Consider the following 21,500-nt stretch of genomic DNA (forward strand, 5'->3'; position numbering starts at 1 on the left):
AATCATGAATCTTATATTGCTGCATCCTGGGGAGCTGGCTGATTCAGCGAGCGTGGTGCTAACAGATCGCCGCTTCACGCATATTCGGGATGTGCATCAAGTACAACCAGGCGACAGTTTACGGGTCGGTATGCTGGGTGGTGCTATTGGAGTGGCCAGGGTCGTTCAGCTAAATCCACACTCAGTTGAGCTGGCGCTGGATTTCAGCGCGGCTCGCCAGCCACCAGCTCCCCTGCCGGTGATTCTGGTGCTGGCATTACCACGGCCGAAGATGTTCAAACGTATTCTGCAGACTGTAGCAAGCCTCGGTGTTAAAGAGATCTGGTTAATACATTCATATCGCGTGGATAAGAGCTACTGGTCTTCACCCTTGCTGACTGAAGCTATGATTGAGGCTCAGTTGTTGTTGGGGCTGGAGCAGGCAGGCGATACACTCATGCCTCGTGTCGAGATACGTAAACGCTTCAAGCCTTTTGTTGAGGATGAGTTGCCGGGGTTGCTGACAGGTCGTCAGGGCTGGGTTGCACATCCTTATGAGGCTGAACCTTGCCCTTCCGCTTCAGTTGAGCCTAAGCTGGTAGCGGTTGGACCTGAGGGTGGCTTTATTGCCTACGAGGTGGGTAAGTTACAAGAGGCAGGCTTGCGCAGTTTGTCTTTGGGTTCGCGCATCTTGCGGGTAGAGACTGCAGTACCGGTATTATTATCGCGATTATTCCCTCTCAGTTGATCTGCAGTGCTTCCAGTTTCTGATACAGCGCGGCGCGTGAAATGCCCAGCGCTTTAGCGGCTCGTGTACGCTGTCCTCCCGCTTGCTTCAGTGCCTCAATAATAACCTGACGTTCAGTTTCTCGAACCTGTTCTTTGAGTGTTTTAGGCGCGTTGCTTAGAGTCTGCCAGGGAGGTTGCTGTGGGGTTGTTTGTGTTGCAGGAGAGGGGCGCAGTTCATCGTGACGAATCAGATTGTTGCTGAATACATCACGGAAGCCCTTGGCACTGATCTGGGTGGCATTTTCGTTCATGATACAGGCGCGTTCGATGACGTTGTACAGTTCACGCACATTGCCTGGCCAGTCATGTGATCTGAGTATGTCTAAGGCATCTGTTGTCAGTTCTTTGGTGGGCACCCCCAGGCGCTCACAGCATTCATCCAGAATACGTTCACTTAGCAGTTCGATATCATCCATGCGTTCGCGTAAGGGGGGGAGGTGGATTGGCATGGCGCTGAGGCGGTAATAGAGGTCAGCCCGAAACTCTCCTATGGATACCATTTGCAGTAGATCGCGGCTGGTTGCGGCAACAATCCTGACATTGGTGGCCTGAACTTCATTGGAGCCAATTTTTTCGAACTCTTTTTCCTGTAATACACGCAGCAATTTAGATTGCAGGGCAAGCGGCATATCACCGATTTCATCCAGAAACAGGGTGCCATCCTGAGCGATTTCAATCTTGCCGGGGCGACCCTCTTTCTTTGCGCCGGTAAATGCACCGGGCGCGACACCAAAGAATTCTGATTCAATCAACGTGTCTGGAATTGCCGCTACATTGATAGAAACAAACGGCTTGTCAGCTCGATCAGACAGGTTATGCAGTGCATGGGCAAACAACTCTTTTCCTGTGCCTGTTTCACCGGTTAACAGTACCGAAATATCAAATCGACCTGCCTGGCGTATCTGGTGTTTGACCGTTTTTAGTGCCTCACTTTGTCCGGAAATCTGTGACAACTGGTAGCGTGAGCTGCGTTCTGATTGATAATGCTTGGAGTTGCGCACCTCACTTTGCAGCCGGTTGTATTTAGCTAACAGAGGCTTGGCTGTACTGGGGTTGTCTGTGGCGACAAAGGCGAAAGCACCTTCGACTTCCTTGTGCTTGTTAAGTAAGGGAACTGCGCTGACCAGAACCCACTGATTGCGTATATACAGCACATCAAGTAGTACAGGTTTGCCGCTGGCTATCACCTGGGGTAGATAACTGTTGGGGATAATCTCGGTGATGTGCTTGCCGACCGGACTTTCAGTAAGGCCCAGGAATTGACAATAACTTTCACTCATCCAGGTAAGGACGCCTTTTTTATCCGCTGCTATAGTATGTTCATAGAAATCATCGAAGGAGTGTTGCAGAAACTTGAGGATGCGTGTTCTGAGAATACGGGTGTCAAACTCTTTCGGATTCAGTGCTGTCATAGTTGTATTGTCTTTATTATTGGACAGTGTTTGTTGTTAATACTAGACAGTCTGTCTATTTTTGTAAACAGTATTTAAAGGGGGGCGCTACAGATTTGTACGTCATACCTGCCTTGTGTCGAGTTGGCACGCTATCTGCAACGGCTTTAACAAAATAAAATCAAGTTGAACCTGCCTGTCAGCGTGCAACAGTAAAACAATAATAAGGAACGTCTATGCCAGCGCCTCTCTGGAGCCCGTCAGCCGACCGTATTCAGGCGACACGTATTGGATCATTCATTCAATACATCAATCAGCATCAGGGTACCTCATTCTCCGCTTATCAAGACCTGTGGCAATGGAGTGTGGATGACATTCCGGGCTTTTGGCATCATTTCTGGGACTTCGCGGGTGTAGTGGCATCTGAAAAAGGATCGCAGATACTTGTCGATGCCGATAAAATGCCTGGTGCACAATGGTTTCCTCAGGCTCGTCTGAATTTTGCCGAAAACTTGCTGAAGTACCGTGATGATAAGCCTGCGCTGGTATTCCGGGGTGAAGACGGGCGTCGACACAGTTACACCTACGCGCAGCTCTATACTCAAGTGGCCGGATTGGCTGCTGCCTTGCGTCAGCAAGGGGTAGTGAAGGGCGATATCGTTGCCGGGTTTGTGCCCAATATTCCAGAGACAGTGATGGCTATGTTGGCGACCAGCTCCATTGGCGCAGTATGGACCTCCTGCTCACCTGATTTTGGTATCAATGGTGTGCTGGATCGTTTTGGTCAGGTTAAACCCAAAGTTCTGTTTACTGCGGATGGTTATATCTATAACGGAAAAGCCAACAGTTCGATTGATCGGGTAGCGGGTATAGCGTCTGAATTGACCAGCGTTGAACACATCGTTGTTATTCCTTTTCTTGAAGCTAATCCCGATATAACAGCCCTGCCTAAGGCTACATTGCTACAGGATTTTACTGATGCTGATGCCACTGAAGTAGTCTTTGAACAACTGCCTTTTAATCATCCGCTGTATGTCATGTATTCCTCCGGCACCACCGGGGTGCCTAAATGCATCATTCACAGTGCGGGTGGCACTTTATTGCAACAATTGAAGGAGCTGGTGTTACACACTGATCTTTCACGAGAAGACAGTTTCTTTTATTACACTACCTGCGGCTGGATGATGTGGAACTGGATGGTTACCGGATTGGCAACGGGTTGCAAACTGGTTTTATTTGATGGCTCACCCTTTGCGCCTTCTCCAACCGTCCTGTGGAAAATGGCTGAAGAAGAGCAAATCAGTGTGTTTGGTACCAGTGCAAAATACATAGCCGCACTGGAAAAAGCGGATGTAAAACCGGGCAGGGATTTTAACTTGAGTTCACTCAAGGCAATTTTATCTACTGGTTCGCCGCTGGCGCATGAAAGCTTTGACTATGTCTATCGTGAGATTAAGCAGGATCTGCAGCTTTCCTCTATTTCCGGTGGAACGGATATTGTTTCCTGCTTTGCCCTGGGTTCGCCCATCCTGCCAGTATGGGCCGGAGAACTTCAATGCCGGGGTTTGGCTATGGCCGTGGATATCTTTGATGACGAAGGGCAGTCGCTACGTCAGCAAAAGGGTGAGCTGGTCTGTACCAAGCCTTTTCCCAGTATGCCAATCGGATTCTGGAATGATCCGGATAACAGTCGTTTTTCTGAAGCGTATTTTTCTCAGTTCGATAATATCTGGGCGCACGGCGATTACGGTGAAATAACTGAACATGATGGCGTGATCATTCATGGACGTTCAGATGCGGTACTCAACCCCGGTGGCGTGCGAATCGGTACAGCAGAGATCTATCGTCAGGTAGAAAAAGTTGACCAGGTATTGGAAAGCCTATGTATCGGTCAGCCCTGGAAAGACGATGTGCGTGTTGTGCTGTTTGTAAGATTAAAGCCGGAGGTGACACTGGATGATGCCTTGGTTAATACCATAAAAACCACTATTCGTGCCAATACGACACCACGTCATGTGCCCGCTGTAATTATTCAAGTGGCGGATATACCCCGCACTATCAGTGGCAAGATTGTGGAACTGGCGGTCAGGAAAATGGTGTTGGGTGAAGCGGTTAAAAATAAAGATGCACTGGCTAACCCGGAGGCTTTGGAGTTGTTCAGGGATCTGCCGCAGCTGCAGTAATGAAACGTTTTCGTTGTACACATCGATCAAAAAATAATAACTATGGAAGCTAACCTATGAGTCGAATCAAACGCGCACTGATCACTGGATCGACCAGTGGTATCGGGCTTGCCATCGCCCATCAGCTTGCTGTTGCCGGTACGGATGTTGTGCTACATGGTCTGGAATCGCAGCAGGAAGGTGACAAGCTTGCCACCTCTTTTCATAGCCAGCACGGCGTAGAGGCCATCTATGTTCAGGCTGATATCAGTGATCCTGACAATATTGCTGCCATGATGTCACAAATCGCAACGCAGGTAGGCCCCGTCACTATTTTGGTCAATAATGCCGGGATCCAGCACACCGCGCCGCTGGAAGATTTTCCACCGCAGAAGTGGGATCAGATTTTGGCAGTGAACCTGTCGGCTGCATTTCACACGACACGACTGGCGATCCCGGCTATGCAGGCTCAAGGCTGGGGACGAATCATCAATATTTCCTCAGTTCATGGACTGGTCGCTTCGGTTCATAAATCGGCCTATTGTGCTGCCAAACATGGCTTGATCGGTATGACCAAAGTAACGGCTCTGGAGTTGGCAACCAAAGGAATAACTGCTAACTGCATCTGCCCTGGCTGGACGGACACGCCATTGCTGGTAGAGCAATTTAAAGCCTATGCACAGGACAATAACACCAGTTATGAAGAGGCCAAGCAAGGCCTGATCAAGGCGAAAGCCCTTACCCGGATTTCGTATCGCCAGCTGATATAGGTCAGTTGGTGCTGTTCCTCTGTTCCGATGCGGCGAAAGCCATTACCGGAACCTCAATGCCGATAGATGGAGGTTGGACTGCTCACTGAACTATAAATTAAACAAATGCGTAAAATTGAGAATAACGTCTAAGCTAAATACACCTGTTTTTATAAATCTAACAAAAGGTAAATAAGCATGAAAAAATCACTACTAGCCGCCGCTGTTTCTTTTTCAATGGTGACCTCAACGGCCGTAATGGCTGAGTTTGACCGTGTTCGCTGGCAGGTCCCCATGGGCTTCCCTTCTACCTTGACAGCCTTGGGAGATACCATGCCCGAAGTTGCTCGCATGGTAGATGAAATGAGTGATGGCCGAGTCACTTTGCAGACTTTTGAACCCGGTGCCTTGATCCCTGCTTTAGGTGCTTTCGAAAACGTCAGTAATGGCAACGTGCCTGCAGCCTATTCATGGATGGGCTATGAATGGGGTCAACTTCCGGTTGCCGCCTTGTTTGGTGCAACACCCTTTGGCCTGGAATCACAGGAATTTCTGGCCTGGATGAATTTCCACGGTGGTGATGAACTGCTGAAAGAAGCCTTTGCTCCCTACAATGTCTATCCGATTCATTGCGGTACTATCAGCCCGGAAGCAGCGGGCTGGTTCCGTGAAGAGATGGACTCCGTGGAAAAATTTGAAGGTCTGAAGTTCCGTGCTGCCGGTGTCGGTGGTGAAATCATGGCCGAGTTTGGTATGTCGGTAACCCTGTTGCCAGGTGGCGAGTTGTATCAGGCACTGGAAACTGGCGTACTGGATGGTACTGAATTCTCCTTGCCGACAGTGGATGAGCAGTTGGGCTTCTATCAAGTGGCTAAGCATTACTATCTGCCTGGCTGGCACCAGCCATCTACTAACCAGTTCCTTTACGTCAATATGGATGAGTGGAAGGGTTTGAATGCGCAGACCCAGGCGCTGATTGAAAATGCCTGTATGGCCGGTAATGCAATGGCTCTGGCTAAAGCTGAAGCCTTGCAAGGGGCGGTACTGAAAAGCTTTGCAGAGAAGGGTGTGAATCTGCATCAGTATCCAGAAGATGTTCTGGAGGCCTTTGAAGAAGCGACTGATCGTGTTATGGCGCGTCGTTCAGAAAGTGATCCTATGTTCGCCAAAGTGTATGAGTCTATGAAAGCCTTCCAGGCCGAACACCGTACCTGGAAACATCTGGGTTACCTGCCACGTGACTGGGGTGTTGAAGACTAAAGCTTGCTAACCCTCTGACTTAAAATTAAAGGCGATATTCACAATGGATGAATATAACGTAGATCTGAATAAAGTCGAGGAGGCGGTCGCTCACAAGGCGGCCGTCGAATTCCCTCGAACGCTGGTTTCTGATGTACTTGAAGGAACTGTTGAATTTTTCGGCAAGTACACTTCTTTACTCTGGATCGTGCTGATGCTGTTGATCGTGGCCAACGTGCTGATGCGCTATACCCTCGGAACCAACTTTATCGCGCTGGAAGAACTCCAGTGGCATCTTTATGCCGTGGGCTTCATGGTGGGGCTGTCTTACTGTGTGCTACACGATGGCCATGTCCGTGTTGATGTCCTCGCAGAACACTGGCATCCACGTACCGTGCGGTGGTTGAAATCATCGGAATTCTAGTGCTCTTACTACCTTTCTGTTATTTCATACTCTCTTATGCCTGGCCCTTTGTTGAACGTGCTTACCGCATTAATGAAGTATCAGCTGCGCCGGGTGGTCTACCCATGCGCTGGTTGATCAAATCTGTCATTTTGCTTGCGTTTACGCTCATGGCGATGGCTGCTATTGCGCGGATGATACGTGCATTTTCTTTTCTTACCGGTTTTCCGCGGGAACGAAAGTCAAGCAGCGAATAATAATAAACTTGCCTGCTACATAAGTTTCAGGCGAATACACAGTCTGTGCAAGAGGACTTTTTTGTGTTCGAAACCAATGAATTAATTGTAATTGCCATGCTGGGCAGTTTTATACTGCTGATTTTCTCTGGCTATCCTGTTGCCTGGATACTGGCCGGTATCTCGGTGCTGTTTAGTGCCGGTTCAATCATTGCCTACCAGTATTTTGATGTCGATACGTATTTTTTAACCGACTGGCGAATTTTTGGAGTGATGGTCCAACGCATCTATACGCAGATGACCAACTGGGTATTGGTGGCCTTGCCCATGTTTATCTTTATGGGGTTGATGCTGGAACGATCCGGTGTAGCTGAAAAGCTGATGAAGAACTTTGTCGAGCTGTTTGGCCGCTTTCGGGGTGGTTTGGGTGTGGCTGTTATTACCATCGGTATTCTACTGGCGGCTTCTACCGGTATTGTTGGTGCTTCTGTGGTACTGCTGGCGATGCTGTCTATACCCACCATGCTGGAACAAAAGTATTCACCTGCTTTTGCCAGTGGTATCGTGGCCTCAGCGGGTACGCTGGGTATTTTAATTCCCCCGAGTATTATGCTGATCATTATGGCCGACCAGCTTTCATTGCCTGTCGGTGATCTGTTTATGGGTGCACTGATTCCCGGGGTCATGCTGGGGTTGATGTACATTGCCTATGTGGTAATAGCGGCCACGCTGTTTCCTTCACTGGCCCGCCCAAAAACCGACCTGCCACCCATTACTTTGAAAATGATCTTGTCTACACTTTGGGCGGTCATCCCCTCTCTGGGTCTGATTCTGGCCGTGTTGGGATCTATTTTCTTGGGTATTGCCACACCGACAGAAGCCGCAGGGGTCGGTGCGCTGGGTGCAACGATACTGGCCGCGATGAACGGTCGCCTGAATAAAGAAGTACTCAAGGATGTGAGTATGAAGACCAGTATCACCACCGCCTTTGTGTTCGGTATTTTTCTCGGTGCAACCGCCTTTGCGGTGGTGATGAGATCACTCGGTGGCGATGAATTTATTGGCGGATTGTTAAGATCTATCCCGCTGTCGCCTGAAGGTATTGTTATCGTGATTTTGTTGATAACCTTTGCGGCTGGATTCTTTCTTGATTGGCTGGAGATCAGCTTAATCCTGCTGCCTTTGGTCGGGCCAGTGGTTTCCGCACTGGGCTTTGATCTGACCTGGTTTGTGGTGCTGTTTGCCCTGGCATTACAAACATCTTTCCTCACTCCGCCGGTAGGTTTCTCACTGTTTTATCTGAAAGGGGTGGTGCCACCGAGTATCAAAACCACGGATATTTACAAGGGCGTCATTCCGTTCATTTTGATTCAGTTGCTTGCAGTGGCAATGGTGTTCTACTGGAAGGATCTGGTGCTCTGGCTACCGGCGGTGCGTTACGGGTGAAGTTGCTAGTTGTGTTGTGGGGTGTTTGTGGGTTTAAGAGTGCTGCCACCACCTCCGTGTGACACAATGGGATGGACTCCTCCTCACCTAACCGGCATCTATGTGCCAAAATGGTGAGTAGACCACAAACCATCTAACGATGAGGAGAAGCCCAGATGACTATTATCCGTGTTGGTGTTGATATTGCAAAGTCTGTTTTTCATGTTCATGGTGCTGACCGTCAGGGTAAAACCTGCTGGCAAGGAAAATACTCACGCAATAAGTGGCTGGATGCAATTAGCAAGAAAGTGCCCATTAATGCTGAAATCGGTATGGAGGCCTGTGCTTCCTCTCATCACTGGGCACGTGAACTCCAAAAGCGTGGTTACCGGGTTCGTTTGATAGCCGCTCAGTTCGTTAAACCCTATGTCAAAAGCAACAAGAATGACCGTGTTGACGCTGAAGCCATCTGCGAAGCCATGAGTCGACCTAACATGCGGTTTGTCACTCCAAAATCGGTTGAACAACAGGATATCCAAGCGATGCATCGAGTTCGTGAAGAGCTGATTGCTCAACGTACAGCCAAGGCCAACCAGATTCGAGGTTTAGTCGGTGAATACGGCATCATCGCACCTGTTGGTATTCAGCAACTAAGGCGTGCTTTACCCAGCTGGTTAGAAGAGGTAGATAGCGGTCTTACTTATTCTTTCAGACTGCTGTTGAGTGACCTTGCAGAGGACCTTCGTCATCTTGATGGCCGTGTTCAAAGGCTGGATGAACAGATCCTTGAAAGCGTCCAACGTGATCCTGTTGCCAAGCGCTTAATGACGTTACGTGGTGTAGGCCCTTTAACTGCCAGTGCCTTGGCCGGAGCACTGGGAGATGGTAAAGCCTTTAAAAAAGGGCGGGATTTCGCGGCTTCTCTAGGACTTACCCCCAAACAGCATAGTACGGGTGGCAAGGATCGACTGTTAGGCATCAGTAAACGCGGTGACGGCTATTTACGCAAACTACTGGTTCACGGCGCAAGATCTGTATTGCATCATGTGACCGGCAAGGAAGATGGCCTGAGTCGCTGGTTAACAGGCCTGGCTTCGAGGAAACACCAAAATGTGGCCGTAGTTGCTTTAGCCAACAAAACAGCCCGTATCGCTTGGGCTTTGATTAACAAGAATATTGATTACAACGAAAGCTTAGCTGCTGCCTGAGCATTCGACTGAGTAAATAGAAACATAGAACGATGAATTAGTTAGGAGTTAAACCTCACCACGATTGCGTGGCACTTTGATTGATGGCGAACAGGTCGAACCGGCACTGAAAAAACCCTGAAAAAGCGAAGAGCTTCAAGCTCGTTGACACGATTGGGAGTCAGTGCGCGAATAGCCCATCAGGGTCCGATGCCTAATAGCGGCATCATTAATGAGACCGGATACACGTAGGCAGTCGTACCTTGGCTTCGATCAAACAAAGTGCTTGCAAAAGAGGAGGAGTCCATACACGCTTTTCGTCATCCTGACCGCTCCACTGCCGCCATCCCTGGCGGCAGACGGTCACTCCAAAGCGATACCACCACCCCGCCGAAATCTTGTGCCAATCCAAATAACAGATAGATCGCGATAAACGACATGCTTATTGCACGGATCAAAGTATTCAGATTTGGACTCAGCAACATGAAATAAACGTTCCGCAAATACTAGTACCAAACCAACTTTACACTGGAACTCATGTTTGAGAGGGTTGATGGAATCAATTCTGCTCCATCTTATATTCGGGCAGGCACAAGTCTGTGGGCGGGATGGTGGTATCACTTTGATGGGACCGTCTGCCGCCCGGACGGCGGCAGTCGAGCGTGCCATGGACGGCGAAAGCGTGTCACACCAAAGTGATACCACCATCCAGCGTGGCACTACCCTATCCAGCACTACCGGTGAGGCACTGAATTACCCAGCACGCCATCCAAAATGATGCATTTTAAGCATGGCACTGTGAAAAAATTCTGCTAGGATGCGTTTATGGCTACAGACTGTAGTCAGCGTCGCTCGGACGGTTCCGGGCGCTTACGTAATCGAGAAAACCATGACTGAGAAAGCACCGCTTCGTTTCGAGCGTATCGAACGCCTGCCCCCCTATGTATTCAACATCACCGCTGAATTGAAGATGGCCGCACGCCGTCGTGGTGAAGATATTATCGACCTGAGCATGGGCAATCCGGATGGTGCCACCCCGGCGCATATCGTTGAAAAACTCTGCAGCGTAGCTCAGCGACCCGATACTCACGGCTATTCCACCTCGCGCGGCATTCCACGCCTGCGTCGTGCCATCAGCCATTGGTATCAATCCCGCTTTGATGTTGAAATCGATCCGGAAACTGAAGCCATAGTCACCATCGGCTCGAAAGAAGGTCTGGCTCACCTGATGCTCGCCACACTGGATCGGGGTGATGGGGTGCTGGTGCCTAATCCCAGTTACCCGATTCATATCTACGGTGCGGTGATTGCCGGTGCCCAGGTTCGCTCTGTACCGCTGATACCGGGTGTCGATTTCTTTGCTGAGCTGGAACGAGCCATTAAAGAAAGTATTCCCAAGCCGAAAATGATGATACTGGGCTTTCCCTCCAATCCCACGGCACAGTGTGTGGAAATGGACTTTTTTAAGCGCGTCATCGCGCTGGCAAAAGAACATAACATCCTGGTGGTGCATGATCTGGCCTATGCCGATATTGTCTTTGATGGCTGGAAGGCGCCGTCAATCATGCAGGTGCCGGGGGCTAAAGAAGTCGCAGTGGAATTCTTCACCCTATCCAAAAGCTACAATATGGCGGGCTGGCGTATCGGCTTTATGGTAGGTAATCCTGAGCTGGTTAACGCACTTTCACGGATTAAGAGCTATCATGATTATGGGACCTTTACCCCCCTGCAAGTGGCTGCCATCGCGGCGTTGGAAGGTGATCAGCAGTGCGTAAAGGACATAGCTGCCACGTACCAGAAACGCCGTGATGTACTGGTTAAAGGTCTGCATGAGATTGGCTGGATGGTTGAAAAGCCTAAAGCCTCTATGTATGTCTGGGCTAAAATCCCAGAGGCCTATGCTGAAATGGGGTCGCTCGAGTTCGCTAAAAAGATGCTCGCCGATGCCAAGGTATCTGTTTCACCCGGTATCGGTTTTGGCGATTATGGCGATGATCATGTGCGTTTTGCTCTGATTGAGAACCAGGACCGTATACGTCAGGCATTGCGGGGGATTAAAACCATGTTCCGTGCAGACGGGTTACTGCCGGGTAAATCGGCGCAGTAACAACCAGCTGTCAGGCATCCTCATGGGTGCCTGACTGTCAGACTCAAAAAACAGGATTTTGTTATGCATTTATCAGGACTTTTTCGGACGCTGCTTCTCACCGGCGCTGTGGCGCTATCCACCTCAGCCCTGGCGCAGCAAGCGGTAGTGGTTTCCTCCAAAATTGATACCGAAGGCTCGGTGCTGGGGCACTTGATTTACCAGGTACTGGATGATGCCGGCATTCCGGTTACTAACCGGATTCAACTGGGTGGTACCAGTATTGTGCGTAATGCTCTGATCAGCGGCGAAATCGACCTCTATCCGGAATATACCGGCAATGGCGCATTTTTCTTCGATCGTGCAGACAGCCCGATCTGGAAAGATGCCCAGGCCAGTTATGAACTGGTCAGCGAGCTTGACTATGAGCAGAACAAACTGGTCTGGCTAAAGCCAGCCGATGCCAATAACACCTGGGCCATGAGTGTACGAGGCGACCTCTCTCGTAATGAAAATCTGACGACGCTGGATGACCTGGCTGACTACCTCAATAGTGGCGGGACCTTCAAATTTGCCGCCAGTGCTGAATTTGTTGACTCTCCCAGCGCCCTTCCTGCGTTTCAGGATGCTTATGGCTTTAGCCTGGAGTCTGAACAGTTGCTGATTCTCTCCGGTGGCAACACCGCGGCAACCCTGCGTGCAGCCGCCTTGCAAACCAGTGGTGTCAATGCCGCCATGACCTATGGTACCGATGGTGGCTTGCAGGCGCTGGATTTGATTGTATTGGAAGATACCCGCGGGGTTCAGCCAGTCTATCAACCGGCACCGGTTATCCGTGAAAGTACTTTGGAAGCCTATCCGCAAATTGCTGAGTTGCTGGAGCCGGTATTTGCCGCTCTGGATCTGCAAACCCTGCAGAAGCTCAACGGTGATGTGGCCGTGAATGGTGAAGATCCGGCACAAGTCGCACGACGTTTTTTAGACTCACTCGCGCCTTGAGGATCACCTAAGCGCTTATGAAGGTTTTGCCGACCGACAGAGTGATGCCAGTATTGACCTGCGCATCACTCCTGGTGTTCTGGTCACTCGATTTCCTGACATTTCAACCCAATCGAATCGTTCCTGGTACCGGTTTCAGAGCGGATGCAGCGCTTGGCTGGCCCTGGGCGCTCAGTATTACTGCCTTGCTACTGTTTATCCTCGCGACTTCGTTTACCCGGCTGCGTGCCAGGCACGTTTTGCAACTGCTGTGTGTGATTCTGATATTGGTTCAGTTACCGCTTAGCCTGGCCGGCTTCAGCGCAGCGCAGGTTCCGGACACCCTGCCCCATGCACGCACAGGTATAGCTTCAGGCTTTTGGCTGCTGTTGTTTTTTGCAGCGCTGATGCTGATTGAACTGCAACAGAAAATGCATCTCAGTCGATTAAGAGTCACGGCATTACTGATGTTGCCGCTGAGCTGTCTGATATGGGTCTATTACACAGGGCAGATTGAATCCCTCGCGCTGGTCCGCGAATACGCCGCCCGCTCGTCACAGTTTCAGGATGCTCTGCAGGTCCATTTATTATTGGTTTGTGGTGCGGTGGGTTTCAGTCTGTTCTTGGGCTTCCTGCTGGTGCTGTTGATGCGTCAATGGCCTGGGGTACAGAAATTCACCTTCGGACTGTTGAACTTTATTCAGACAATTCCCAGCCTGGCGCTGTTTGGTTTGCTGATTGCGCCACTGGGTTATCTGGCCTCCCGCAGCGAATTTCTGCAAACCATCAATGTCAGTGGCATAGGTTGGGCACCGGCACTAATTGCCTTAATTGCTTACAGCCTTCTACCTATAGTTCGTAATATTTTCATAGCATTAGAAGAGGTATCTGATGCTGTACTTGAATCAGCTAAGGGCATGGGCATGAGCCGGATGCAGGTGTTTTTACAGGTCAGGCTTCCCTTGGCCATGCCAGTGATACTGGAAGGTGTGCGCATCACCAGCATTCAGGCCATAGGGCTGACCGCCGTCGCAGCGCTGATTGGTGCGGGTGGTCTGGGCAGCTTTATTTTTCAGGGGTTAGGACAAGCCGCCATGGATATGATTTTACTGGGCGCCCTACCCATTCTTATGATGGCGCTTTTGGCTGACTTGTTTTTCTCTGGTCTGGCGGGTGTATTTCGCAATGGAGCCAAACAATGATTGAATTACAGCAGGTCACCAAGCGCTTTGGTGATACGCGGGCTGTGGATGCCATAGATCTGTGCATCAACCAGGGTGAGTTTTGCGTCCTGGTAGGAACCTCCGGTTGCGGTAAATCCACCACCTTACGCATGATCAACCGTTTGATTCCTCATACATCGGGTCGACTGACGATTGAAGGCGAAGAGATCAGTCAACTGGATGAGCAGCAATTGCGCCGCCGGATTGGCTACGCCATCCAGAGTACAGGGCTTTTTCCTCACTGGCCGGTTGCCCGCAACATTTCTCTGGTACCGCGGTTACTGGGTCGGCCGGAAAGCCGTGTGGCTGAGCGAGTAGAGGAACTGCTCGAATTACTGAACCTGCCCTTTGCTGAATTTGCGCATAAGTACCCATCTGAGTTATCCGGCGGGCAGGCACAGCGCGTGGGTGTGGCCCGTGCGCTGGCGGGTGATCCGGACATCTTGCTGATGGACGAGCCGTTTGGTGCTCTGGATCCGATCACTCGAGAGTCGTTACAAAATGAGCTCTTGCGCATTCAACGTCAGATCCACAAAACCCTGGTGTTTGTCACCCATGATATGGATGAGGCGCTGAAACTGGCCAGTCAGATCGTGGTGATGGATCAGGGTAAAATTATCCAGCAGGCCAGCCCTGCAGAGTTACTGCTCAATCCCGCCAATGATTTTGTCGCCCAGTTACTTGGGGGTGAAGACCGTGGCCTGAAGCAAGCAGGGCTGCTGCGTGTCGCTGAGCGGATGCTGCCCATATCCAGCCACAGTCCCGCGCTGGATCAAGCCCCTGTAATTCAACTGCATGATAGCCTGCGTCAGGCACTCTCCATAATGCTCTGGCATCAATGCCAGCAATTGCGTGTGTACGAAGGTGAATCGCTGGTCGGTTACCTGCCTCTGGATCGCATTATCCGGGCTGACCGTCATGCCTGACTGGAAGCGTCTGTTTTTCTGGGGGCTGCCGCTGTTTTGGGCCGCCTGCCTGCTATTAGCCACTGTCGGCCTGCCCTGGCTGGAAGAACTGTTCAGGCAGGTTGCACCCGGGCACCGGCAAGTGATTTACAGTCGTGACAGCTTTGCCTTGTTGTTAGGAAATCATTTGCTGCTGGTAGGTCTGGCGGCGTTGATCTCTATCAGCCTGGGTCTGGCCGGTGCCGTGTTTGTCACCCGCCTTATGGTCGGGATTTTCTGCCATTGGTCAGCCAGGTGGCTTCGATGGGACAGACTTTTCCACCCGTTGCCGTACTGGCCCTGTCGGTGCCCCTGCTGGGGTTTGGTGCCCTGCCAACGATCATGGCACTGGCCCTCTATGGCCTGCTGCCGATTGTGCGCAATACCCTGGTTGGCTTGCACAGTGTTGATCCAGCCATACTCGAATCCGCACGCGGTATGGGCATGTCACCTTTGCAGGTGCTTTGGCAGGTAGAAATACCGCTGGCCGCCAATGTGATCCTCGGCGGCATCAGAACCTCCGTCACCATCAATATCGCCACAGCGGCCATCGGCTCGACCATAGGTGCCACCACACTGGGCGATCCGGTTATTTCAGGGTTAGTTAATGGTAATACGGCTTATGTACTTCAGGGGGCTATATTGATTGGCTTTCTGGCAGTCACAGCCGACAGCTGTCTGGATAGACTGCAGCAGTTCGTGAGTCCACGTATGGATAGTCGAAGGCTTTAGCGCAAGCATGGCGAAAGATATTGCTCGAATGCGCCACGCAGCTCAGTTAAAATCAGCCAACACTTATCCTTGAGAATTCAATATGCCAAAAGCTTCAGAAATTAAACGCGGTCATGTTGTTGAAATTAATGGCACCTTGTATATCGCCAATCAGGTCGATGTCAAAAGCCATCTGCTCGCGGAGCGGCTACCCTGTATAAAGTTCGCTTTAATCAGGTGCCTGGCGGACGTAAGCACGAAGAAACCTTCGTCGGAGACGACTATGTCAAAGATGTACAGCTGGAGCGCCGCAAGGTGTCATTTCTGTACAAGGAAGACGACCAGTACACCTTTATGGATCTGGAAGATTATAGCCAATACACGATAAACGCAGACGCAATTGAGGCACAGCTGCCCTATTTAATGGATGGCATGGAAGGCATCACAGCGCTATTGGTTGACGGCCTGCTGATTACGGTAGAGCTTCCCGGTACCGTAGTGATGGAGATTATCGAAACGGTTCCAGGCATGAAAGCGGCCAGTGCCACCGGGCGTAACAAACCGGCACGTTTTGCCACTGGCCTGGAAATCCCGGTTCCTGAGTACCTGGAGGCAGGTCAAAAAGTCAAAATCAACACCGAAACCGGCAAGTTCCTGTCACGCGCCTGATCTTAATTTAATAACAGCCAATTCAAGACTCACTCAGTTTTGAGTTGGCTGTCGATTTCGGTGCCTCGGGTTTATCTTCGGCTTCTTCGGCCCGCTCATGCAGTACCTTCCAGGCATCATAAGTGCTCATGTAAACCACGCCACTCATCTCATCCAGAAAGTCGGTTTTACGCAATCGGTCCATGACCGGTCCTTTGACTTCAGCCAGATGCATCTGCACACCGGCATCCTTAAGTCGGCTGTTGATGGTGCGCAGACTATCCAGTGCTGATGCATCAATCAGATTCACCGCCTGACAGGTCAGTACCAGATGATTTAGTTTCGGCTGATTAATCACCAATCCCATGACTATATCTTCAAGATAACGTGAGTTGGCAAAGTATAGGCTCTCATCGATGCGCAATAAGGCGATTTTATCGTCAGTTTCGACCTCATGGCGTTCAATGTTACGAAAGTGCTCGCTATTGGGTAACCGGCCTATCACTGCGTAATGCGGACGGCTGGTGCGGTAAAGGAACAGCAGCAGCGATAGCCCAACCCCGGCCACAATGCCGATTTCCACCCCCTGGGTCAGCGTAGCTACGATAGTGACCAACATGGCGGCAAAATCACTTTTGGCATACACAAAGGTGTGTTTAATGGCGGGTAGATCAATCAACGACAGCACCGCGACAATTATCGTAGCACCCAGTGTAGCAATTGGCAGAAAGGCAATTAGTGGCGTCAGAAACAGTGCGGCCAGCAGTATACCTATGGCCGAAAAGGCGCCGGTTGCAGGAGTCGCCGCACCCGCATCATAGTTGACGCTGGATCGGGCGAAACTACCGCTGACAGGCATCCCGCCACTGAATGCTGAACTGATATTAGCGGTTCCCAGAGCGATTAACTCCTGATCCGGATCAATACGTTGTCGTTGTTTGGCCGCCAGGCTCTGACCGACGGTTACCGATTCCACAAACCCAACAATACTGATCAGCAAGGCTGCCAGAAACAGATCACGCCACAACCCCGGTATAAACATGGGTAAGGTTAAAGGTGGTAAACCTGACGGAATATCTCCCACCACTTTGACACCCGCTTGATCCAACTGCCAATACCAGGTAACCAGCGTGGTGACGACAACGGCCAATACAGGTGCGGCCTTGCTGAACATATCAGCGGTATGTGGATGCAATCCGGTGAGACTCAGGAGTGCGCGCCCCCAGCGCCGATTAGCGTAGAGAAAGATCAAGCTACCGGAACCGATGATCAGTGTCAGCAGATGTATGTCTGGAATACGAGCTATCAGCCCATACATCACCGTGACAAAGTTAAGCCCTTCGGCTTCCAGGCCTAAAACATGTCGAGCCTGACTGGAAGCAATAATCAAACCCGATGCAGTAATAAAGCCGGAAATAACCGGATGACTGAGGAAATTAGCCAGGAATCCAAGTCGCACCAGACCCATCACCGTCAGCATCAGTCCTGACATCAGCGTCAGGATAAGTACCACGGTGATGTACTCAGGTGTGCCCTGTAGCGCAAGATTACCTGCCGCTGCAGCTGTCATTAGTGAGATGACTGCGACTGGCCCAACCGCCAGGGTGCGACTGCTGCCAAAAATAGCATAGAGAAACAGAGGGGCAATACTGGCATAGAGGCCAACTTCTGGGGGTAAGCCCGCCAACATGGCATAAGCCAGAGATTGCGGTATCAGCATGATGGTAACGATCACGGCAGCTAACAGATCACTGGCCAGTGTCTCTTTACCGTAAAGAGGCAGCCACTGCAGTATGGGAAAGTAGCGCTTGAGTTTTATGGACACAACCTATTCCTTAGCGGTATCAACCCGAAGTAGATTTTCATAAAGGTTATAAGTATATAGCAAAACAGGAAGCATCAGATTTATCCCACAAAAATATTTGACACAAATCCTTTTACTGTATATAAATACAGGTACTGTATAAATGAACAGTTAATGAGGTGCTATCATGTATCAAGCGCATACTGCTGTTGAATCGATTGTTAGTGATCCTGAACAGATCCTGCCACTACTGGCCGAAGCTAGCGGGCAGTCACGCTGGATTACCCTGATCAATCCTCCAGCCCTGCCGGATCGGCAGGTTCTGCTACACGCCGGCATAGATATGCACAAGGTTCGTATTATCCATACACACAACCGGCATCAATGGTTAAAGACCCTAAGCACCTGCGTGTGCAATGGCCTGAACAGCCTGGTTGTTGCCTGGCCTGAGCTTCTGTCAGTGCAGCGACAGTCAAGGCTTTAGCTGATGCATGTCGTCATGGTAAAAGTTTTTGTCTGCTATTGGGCAATCGTCAGAGCAATCAGCCATTACAGCGGGCCGTTATGGCAAGCAATCGACATGAAGAACAGCTGCAATTGGCGCTTTAACACGGAGCCATAACCGATTAGAGTGCGTACATACAAAACCCTCCTCATACTATAGTGGCTAAGAGGTTTTATGCATCGCACTTTTTATACTATTGGTCGTACTATTGGTTGTACTATTGGACTACTAAGCAGCTTGGTTTTTACCCTGCAAGCAGCGCTTGCTGAAGAGGCACTGCCCCTTTACACCACGGCCGCAGTCGCAGATATACAGCAAAGCCGACAGCACCACTTTGCAGCCACGGTTATCAGTCAGAACACAACACGCCTGTCCAGTGAAATTGCAGCCAATATCAAGCAGTTTCACGTTCGACCGGGAGACAGGGTGGAACAAGGGCAAGCACTGGTTTCACTGGATTGTCGTGATGCCGAAGATCAGCTGGCACTTTTGCAGTCACGGCTGGCAGAAACCCGATCCAGCGTGCAGCAATCAGAGCGTTTAGCCAGTCGCTTAGGCTCATTACGTGAACGCCAGCTCACTGATACCCTGTCTGTAGAAGATGCGCTATCTGAAGTCACCCGTCAACAAGCGCGCTTATCGGCCGTCAACACCGAAATTCAACTGGCTCAGCGCCAAATCAGCCGTTGTGTTATTTACGCCCCTTTTGACGCGGCCGTCACGGCACAGCTCGCGGGTGAAGGTGAACGCTCTTCACCCGGCACCCTGCTCTTATCTCTGCAGCAACTCTCAGATGCTGAAATAGAAGTCAGTCTGCCAGTTGACCGGTTTACTCTGTCTGACGACTTGCAAGCGGAATTCAAAACCAGAGAATCTATCCAGTCGATCGAACTGCTTAGAAAGTCTGTCGTGATAGATACCCCAAGTCGTAGTCAAAAATTCTGGTTCAGTGCACCAGATGACATTACCATAGGTACGAGCGGTGAATTAATTTTGACTGAGCCTCAGCCTTATTTACCCGCTGAGTATATTGTCAGCCGCTCAGGTCAATTGGGTGTTTTTCTGATCAAGGAAGATAAACCAGTTTTCGTACCCTTAGCTAACGCACAGGAGGGGCGCCCATACCCTCTGACCGAGGAGCTTGAAGCCGCGAAAATTGTGACACAAGGGCAGCAGTGGTTACAGGCAGGAGCTACGGAATGATTCGGGCTCTACTGCGCAATACTGTTCTTGCTAACCTGGTGTTTATACTGGTTCTGCTGATTGGTACCCTATCCTATCAAATGCTGCCCCGACAGCAGGATCCGACAATCAACTTCAATTGGATAGTGATTGTCACGGCGTTGCCTGGCGCCAGTGCTGAAGATATTGAGATGCGTGTAACCCAGCCGATGGAAGATGCCCTTAGAAAACTCAATGATGTCAGCTTTGTATCCAGCACCTCCCGCGTGGGCTTATCCAATATTCTGGTGCGCTTTCGTGATCTGGATGAGCGTACCTTTGATAAGCGAGTGAACGATTTACGCCGAGAGATCCAGAGCAAACGTAGTGAACTACCCAATGAGATTGTCGAACCCATCATTCTTGAAATAACCAGTGCTAATGCGTTTCCAGCAGCGACTATCGTAGTTCAGGGCATGGATGATGACGAGACGCTTCGGCGCATGGCCTATCAACTGCAACGCGAGCTGGAGCAGTTACGAGGTATCGACCGGATCGATACCCTCGGATTAAATGACCCGGAAATTCAGATCAAACTGGATTTTAACCGACTGGCTTCACTCGGTATCAGTCCGGCGCAAGTGGCTGACATGGTTGCCAGTCAATGGCAGGATCTGGCCGCCGGAAAGCTGACTGTTTCTAACCAGCAATGGTTGATCCGTCATATCGGCCAGTCACCTGATCCGGAACAGCTCGCCAGGCTCGAGCTACCCTTACAAAGCGGCGAGCTCCTGTTGGAAGAAGTGGCAGAAATTCACCGAGCGCGCCAGGATGCATCCCAGCAAGTGCTGTTTGAACAGCAACCGTCGGTGATGATGGCGGTGATGAAAGAAGCCAATGCCAATACGCTGGTACTGATTGACTCGTTAGATGAGTATTTGCAGTCCTGGAATCAACTCAATGAGTCTCAGGGTGTAACGGCGATCCTGGCCGATGACCAGACAGAAACTACCCGCCGCGCTATAGATATTATGCAAACCAATGCATTACAGGGGCTGTTGTTTGTATTTGCGGTGAGTTGGTTATTCCTGGGTTGGCGCATTGGCTTGCTGGTTGCTTTGGCGATTCCCTTTGCGCTAACTGGTGTCTTTATTTTGCTGCAGGCACAGAATGAAACTCTTAATCTGACGGTACTCCTGGGAGTTATCATTGCACTGGGGATGCTGGTTGATGTGGCCGTGGTTATGGTCGAAGCCATGCATCAGCGCCTGCAACAAGGGCTCGACTCCATTGAAGCTGCGATGGGTGCGATGCAGGAGGTTGGTTGGCCGCTATTAGCGGCAGTGATGACAACCATGGCGGCCTTTTTACCGCTGATGCTGATGCCGGGTATTTTGGGTGACTTCATGCGCATAGTGCCGCTGGTCGTGACCTTTGCCTTACTGTTTAGTCTGATTCAAGCCTTTTGGATGTTACCTTCACAAACCCGCTTACTGCAGGCTGATCCAGCTTACCTAAGCCATACCATCAGCAGGCGCGAACGTATCATGATGCGCTTGCGCAACCTTTATGGACGGCTGCTGGTGCGCAGTTTTCGTCACCCTTGGGTAACCCTGTTATTGTTATTAGGCGCTTTTTCATCCGCGATCTACCTGTTTGCGAGCGATCGTATTGCTACAAATTTTTTTGCGGCAGATACCCTGCAAGTCTTTTATGTCAATGTCGAAATGCCAGCCGGTTCAACCCTGGAAAATACTCTGGAGGCCACGCGTCAGGTTGAAGCCTTGTCGAGACAATGGATTCAACCAGAGGAGTTGCGCTCTATGGTGACCTATGCCGGGCAGATTTTTACTGAAACTGAGCCTTAATGGGAGATGCTT

General features: G+C 50.5%; 19 protein-coding genes and 2 pseudogenes. 18 read left to right on the forward strand and 3 right to left on the reverse strand.

The genetic code is table 11. The features are described from left to right. The first annotated feature begins 4 nt into the window (after positions 1-4). The gene (locus LH51_RS10010) at positions 5-727 is read left to right on the forward strand and encodes a 16S rRNA (uracil(1498)-N(3))-methyltransferase (RefSeq protein WP_036521995.1); all 723 of its coding nucleotides are present in this window, start codon (positions 5-7) and stop codon (positions 725-727) included. On the opposite strand, the gene LH51_RS10015 is transcribed toward LH51_RS10010, so the two are convergent. After that, positions 720-2,180 carry a sigma-54 interaction domain-containing protein gene (locus LH51_RS10015; RefSeq protein WP_036521996.1) on the reverse strand — a complete coding sequence of 487 codons (1,461 nt, stop codon included), beginning with the start codon at positions 2,178-2,180 and terminating at the stop codon, positions 720-722. The genes LH51_RS10010 and LH51_RS10015 overlap by 8 nt on opposite strands. 215 nt (positions 2,181-2,395) lie before the next feature. Between LH51_RS10015 and LH51_RS10020 the strand changes: the two genes are divergently transcribed. The 7 genes and pseudogenes from LH51_RS10020 to LH51_RS10045 all read left to right on the forward strand — a co-directional run bounded on the left by LH51_RS10020 (position 2,396) and on the right by LH51_RS10045 (position 9,581). After that, positions 2,396-4,342, forward strand: coding sequence for an acetoacetate--CoA ligase (locus tag LH51_RS10020; protein WP_036521998.1), 1,947 nt, complete (start codon positions 2,396-2,398; stop codon positions 4,340-4,342). A gap of 56 nt (positions 4,343-4,398) precedes the next feature. Next, a complete protein-coding gene (locus LH51_RS10025; RefSeq protein ID WP_327124729.1) occupies positions 4,399-5,091 on the forward strand; it encodes a 3-hydroxybutyrate dehydrogenase in 693 nt (230 codons plus the stop codon). An 8-nt stretch (positions 5,092-5,099) separates the two neighbouring features. After that, positions 5,100-5,180, forward strand: coding sequence for a hypothetical protein (locus LH51_RS24235; protein WP_327124744.1), 81 nt, complete (start codon positions 5,100-5,102; stop codon positions 5,178-5,180). 88 nt (positions 5,181-5,268) lie between these two features. Further along, on the forward strand, positions 5,269-6,330 hold the full coding sequence (locus tag LH51_RS10030) for a TRAP transporter substrate-binding protein (RefSeq protein WP_036521999.1): 1,062 nt from the start codon (positions 5,269-5,271) through the stop codon (positions 6,328-6,330). A gap of 220 nt (positions 6,331-6,550) precedes the next feature. After that, positions 6,551-6,969: pseudogene (locus LH51_RS10035) on the forward strand (TRAP transporter small permease subunit). A 63-nt stretch (positions 6,970-7,032) separates the two neighbouring features. Beyond that, on the forward strand, positions 7,033-8,394 hold the full coding sequence (locus LH51_RS10040) for a TRAP transporter large permease (protein WP_235263650.1): 1,362 nt from the start codon (positions 7,033-7,035) through the stop codon (positions 8,392-8,394). 155 nt (positions 8,395-8,549) lie between these two features. Continuing rightward, entirely contained in the window at positions 8,550-9,581 is a 1,032-nt protein-coding gene (locus LH51_RS10045) for an IS110 family transposase (protein ID WP_036522000.1), read from the forward strand. A gap of 299 nt (positions 9,582-9,880) precedes the next feature. On the opposite strand, the gene LH51_RS20830 is transcribed toward LH51_RS10045, so the two are convergent. Then, the gene (locus LH51_RS20830) at positions 9,881-10,045 is read right to left on the reverse strand and encodes a hypothetical protein (RefSeq protein WP_160173716.1); all 165 of its coding nucleotides are present in this window, start codon (positions 10,043-10,045) and stop codon (positions 9,881-9,883) included. A gap of 68 nt (positions 10,046-10,113) precedes the next feature. Between LH51_RS20830 and LH51_RS10050 the strand changes: the two genes are divergently transcribed. From LH51_RS10050 to efpL, 7 genes and pseudogenes are all read left to right on the forward strand, one after another. Further along, positions 10,114-10,338, forward strand: a complete 225-nt coding sequence (locus LH51_RS10050) for a hypothetical protein (protein WP_036522002.1) — start codon at positions 10,114-10,116, stop codon at positions 10,336-10,338. 111 nt (positions 10,339-10,449) lie between these two features. Further along, positions 10,450-11,667 (forward strand): alanine transaminase, encoded by a 1,218-nt coding sequence (gene alaC / locus LH51_RS10055; protein ID WP_036522004.1) that lies wholly within the window; start codon positions 10,450-10,452, stop codon positions 11,665-11,667. Positions 11,668-11,730: 63 nt separating this feature from the next. Continuing rightward, positions 11,731-12,645, forward strand: coding sequence for a glycine betaine ABC transporter substrate-binding protein OsmF (gene osmF, locus LH51_RS10060; RefSeq protein WP_036522006.1), 915 nt, complete (start codon positions 11,731-11,733; stop codon positions 12,643-12,645). 17 nt (positions 12,646-12,662) lie between these two features. Beyond that, the gene (locus tag LH51_RS10065) at positions 12,663-13,826 is read left to right on the forward strand and encodes an ABC transporter permease (RefSeq protein ID WP_036522009.1); all 1,164 of its coding nucleotides are present in this window, start codon (positions 12,663-12,665) and stop codon (positions 13,824-13,826) included. After that, on the forward strand, positions 13,823-14,773 hold the full coding sequence (locus tag LH51_RS10070) for an ABC transporter ATP-binding protein (protein WP_036522010.1): 951 nt from the start codon (positions 13,823-13,825) through the stop codon (positions 14,771-14,773). Before LH51_RS10065 ends, LH51_RS10070 begins: the two co-directional genes overlap by 4 nt. 282 nt (positions 14,774-15,055) lie before the next feature. Then, positions 15,056-15,523, forward strand: a complete 468-nt coding sequence (locus LH51_RS24240) for an ABC transporter permease (protein ID WP_327124734.1) — start codon at positions 15,056-15,058, stop codon at positions 15,521-15,523. 82 nt (positions 15,524-15,605) lie between these two features. After that, a pseudogene (gene efpL / locus LH51_RS10080) lies at positions 15,606-16,171 on the forward strand (elongation factor P-like protein EfpL). Positions 16,172-16,193: 22 nt separating this feature from the next. Here the strand turns inward: efpL and LH51_RS10085 are convergent. Further along, on the reverse strand, positions 16,194-17,969 hold the full coding sequence (locus LH51_RS10085) for a SulP family inorganic anion transporter (RefSeq protein ID WP_052063646.1): 1,776 nt from the start codon (positions 17,967-17,969) through the stop codon (positions 16,194-16,196). A 172-nt stretch (positions 17,970-18,141) separates the two neighbouring features. Between LH51_RS10085 and LH51_RS10090 the strand changes: the two genes are divergently transcribed. From LH51_RS10090 to LH51_RS23560, 3 genes are all read left to right on the forward strand, one after another. Next, on the forward strand, positions 18,142-18,438 hold the full coding sequence (locus LH51_RS10090) for a SulA-like leucine-rich domain-containing protein (protein WP_036522011.1): 297 nt from the start codon (positions 18,142-18,144) through the stop codon (positions 18,436-18,438). Between the two features lie 195 nt (positions 18,439-18,633). Beyond that, a complete protein-coding gene (locus LH51_RS10095) occupies positions 18,634-19,662 on the forward strand; it encodes an efflux RND transporter periplasmic adaptor subunit (protein WP_036522012.1) in 1,029 nt (342 codons plus the stop codon). Continuing rightward, positions 19,659-21,488, forward strand: a complete 1,830-nt coding sequence (locus tag LH51_RS23560) for an efflux RND transporter permease subunit (RefSeq protein ID WP_200881958.1) — start codon at positions 19,659-19,661, stop codon at positions 21,486-21,488. Before LH51_RS10095 ends, LH51_RS23560 begins: the two co-directional genes overlap by 4 nt. Positions 21,489-21,500: the final 12 nt, after the last annotated feature.

It is taken from the genome of Nitrincola sp. A-D6, from assembly GCF_000764495.1.
In the GTDB taxonomy this organism is placed as follows: domain Bacteria; phylum Pseudomonadota; class Gammaproteobacteria; order Pseudomonadales; family Balneatricaceae; genus Nitrincola.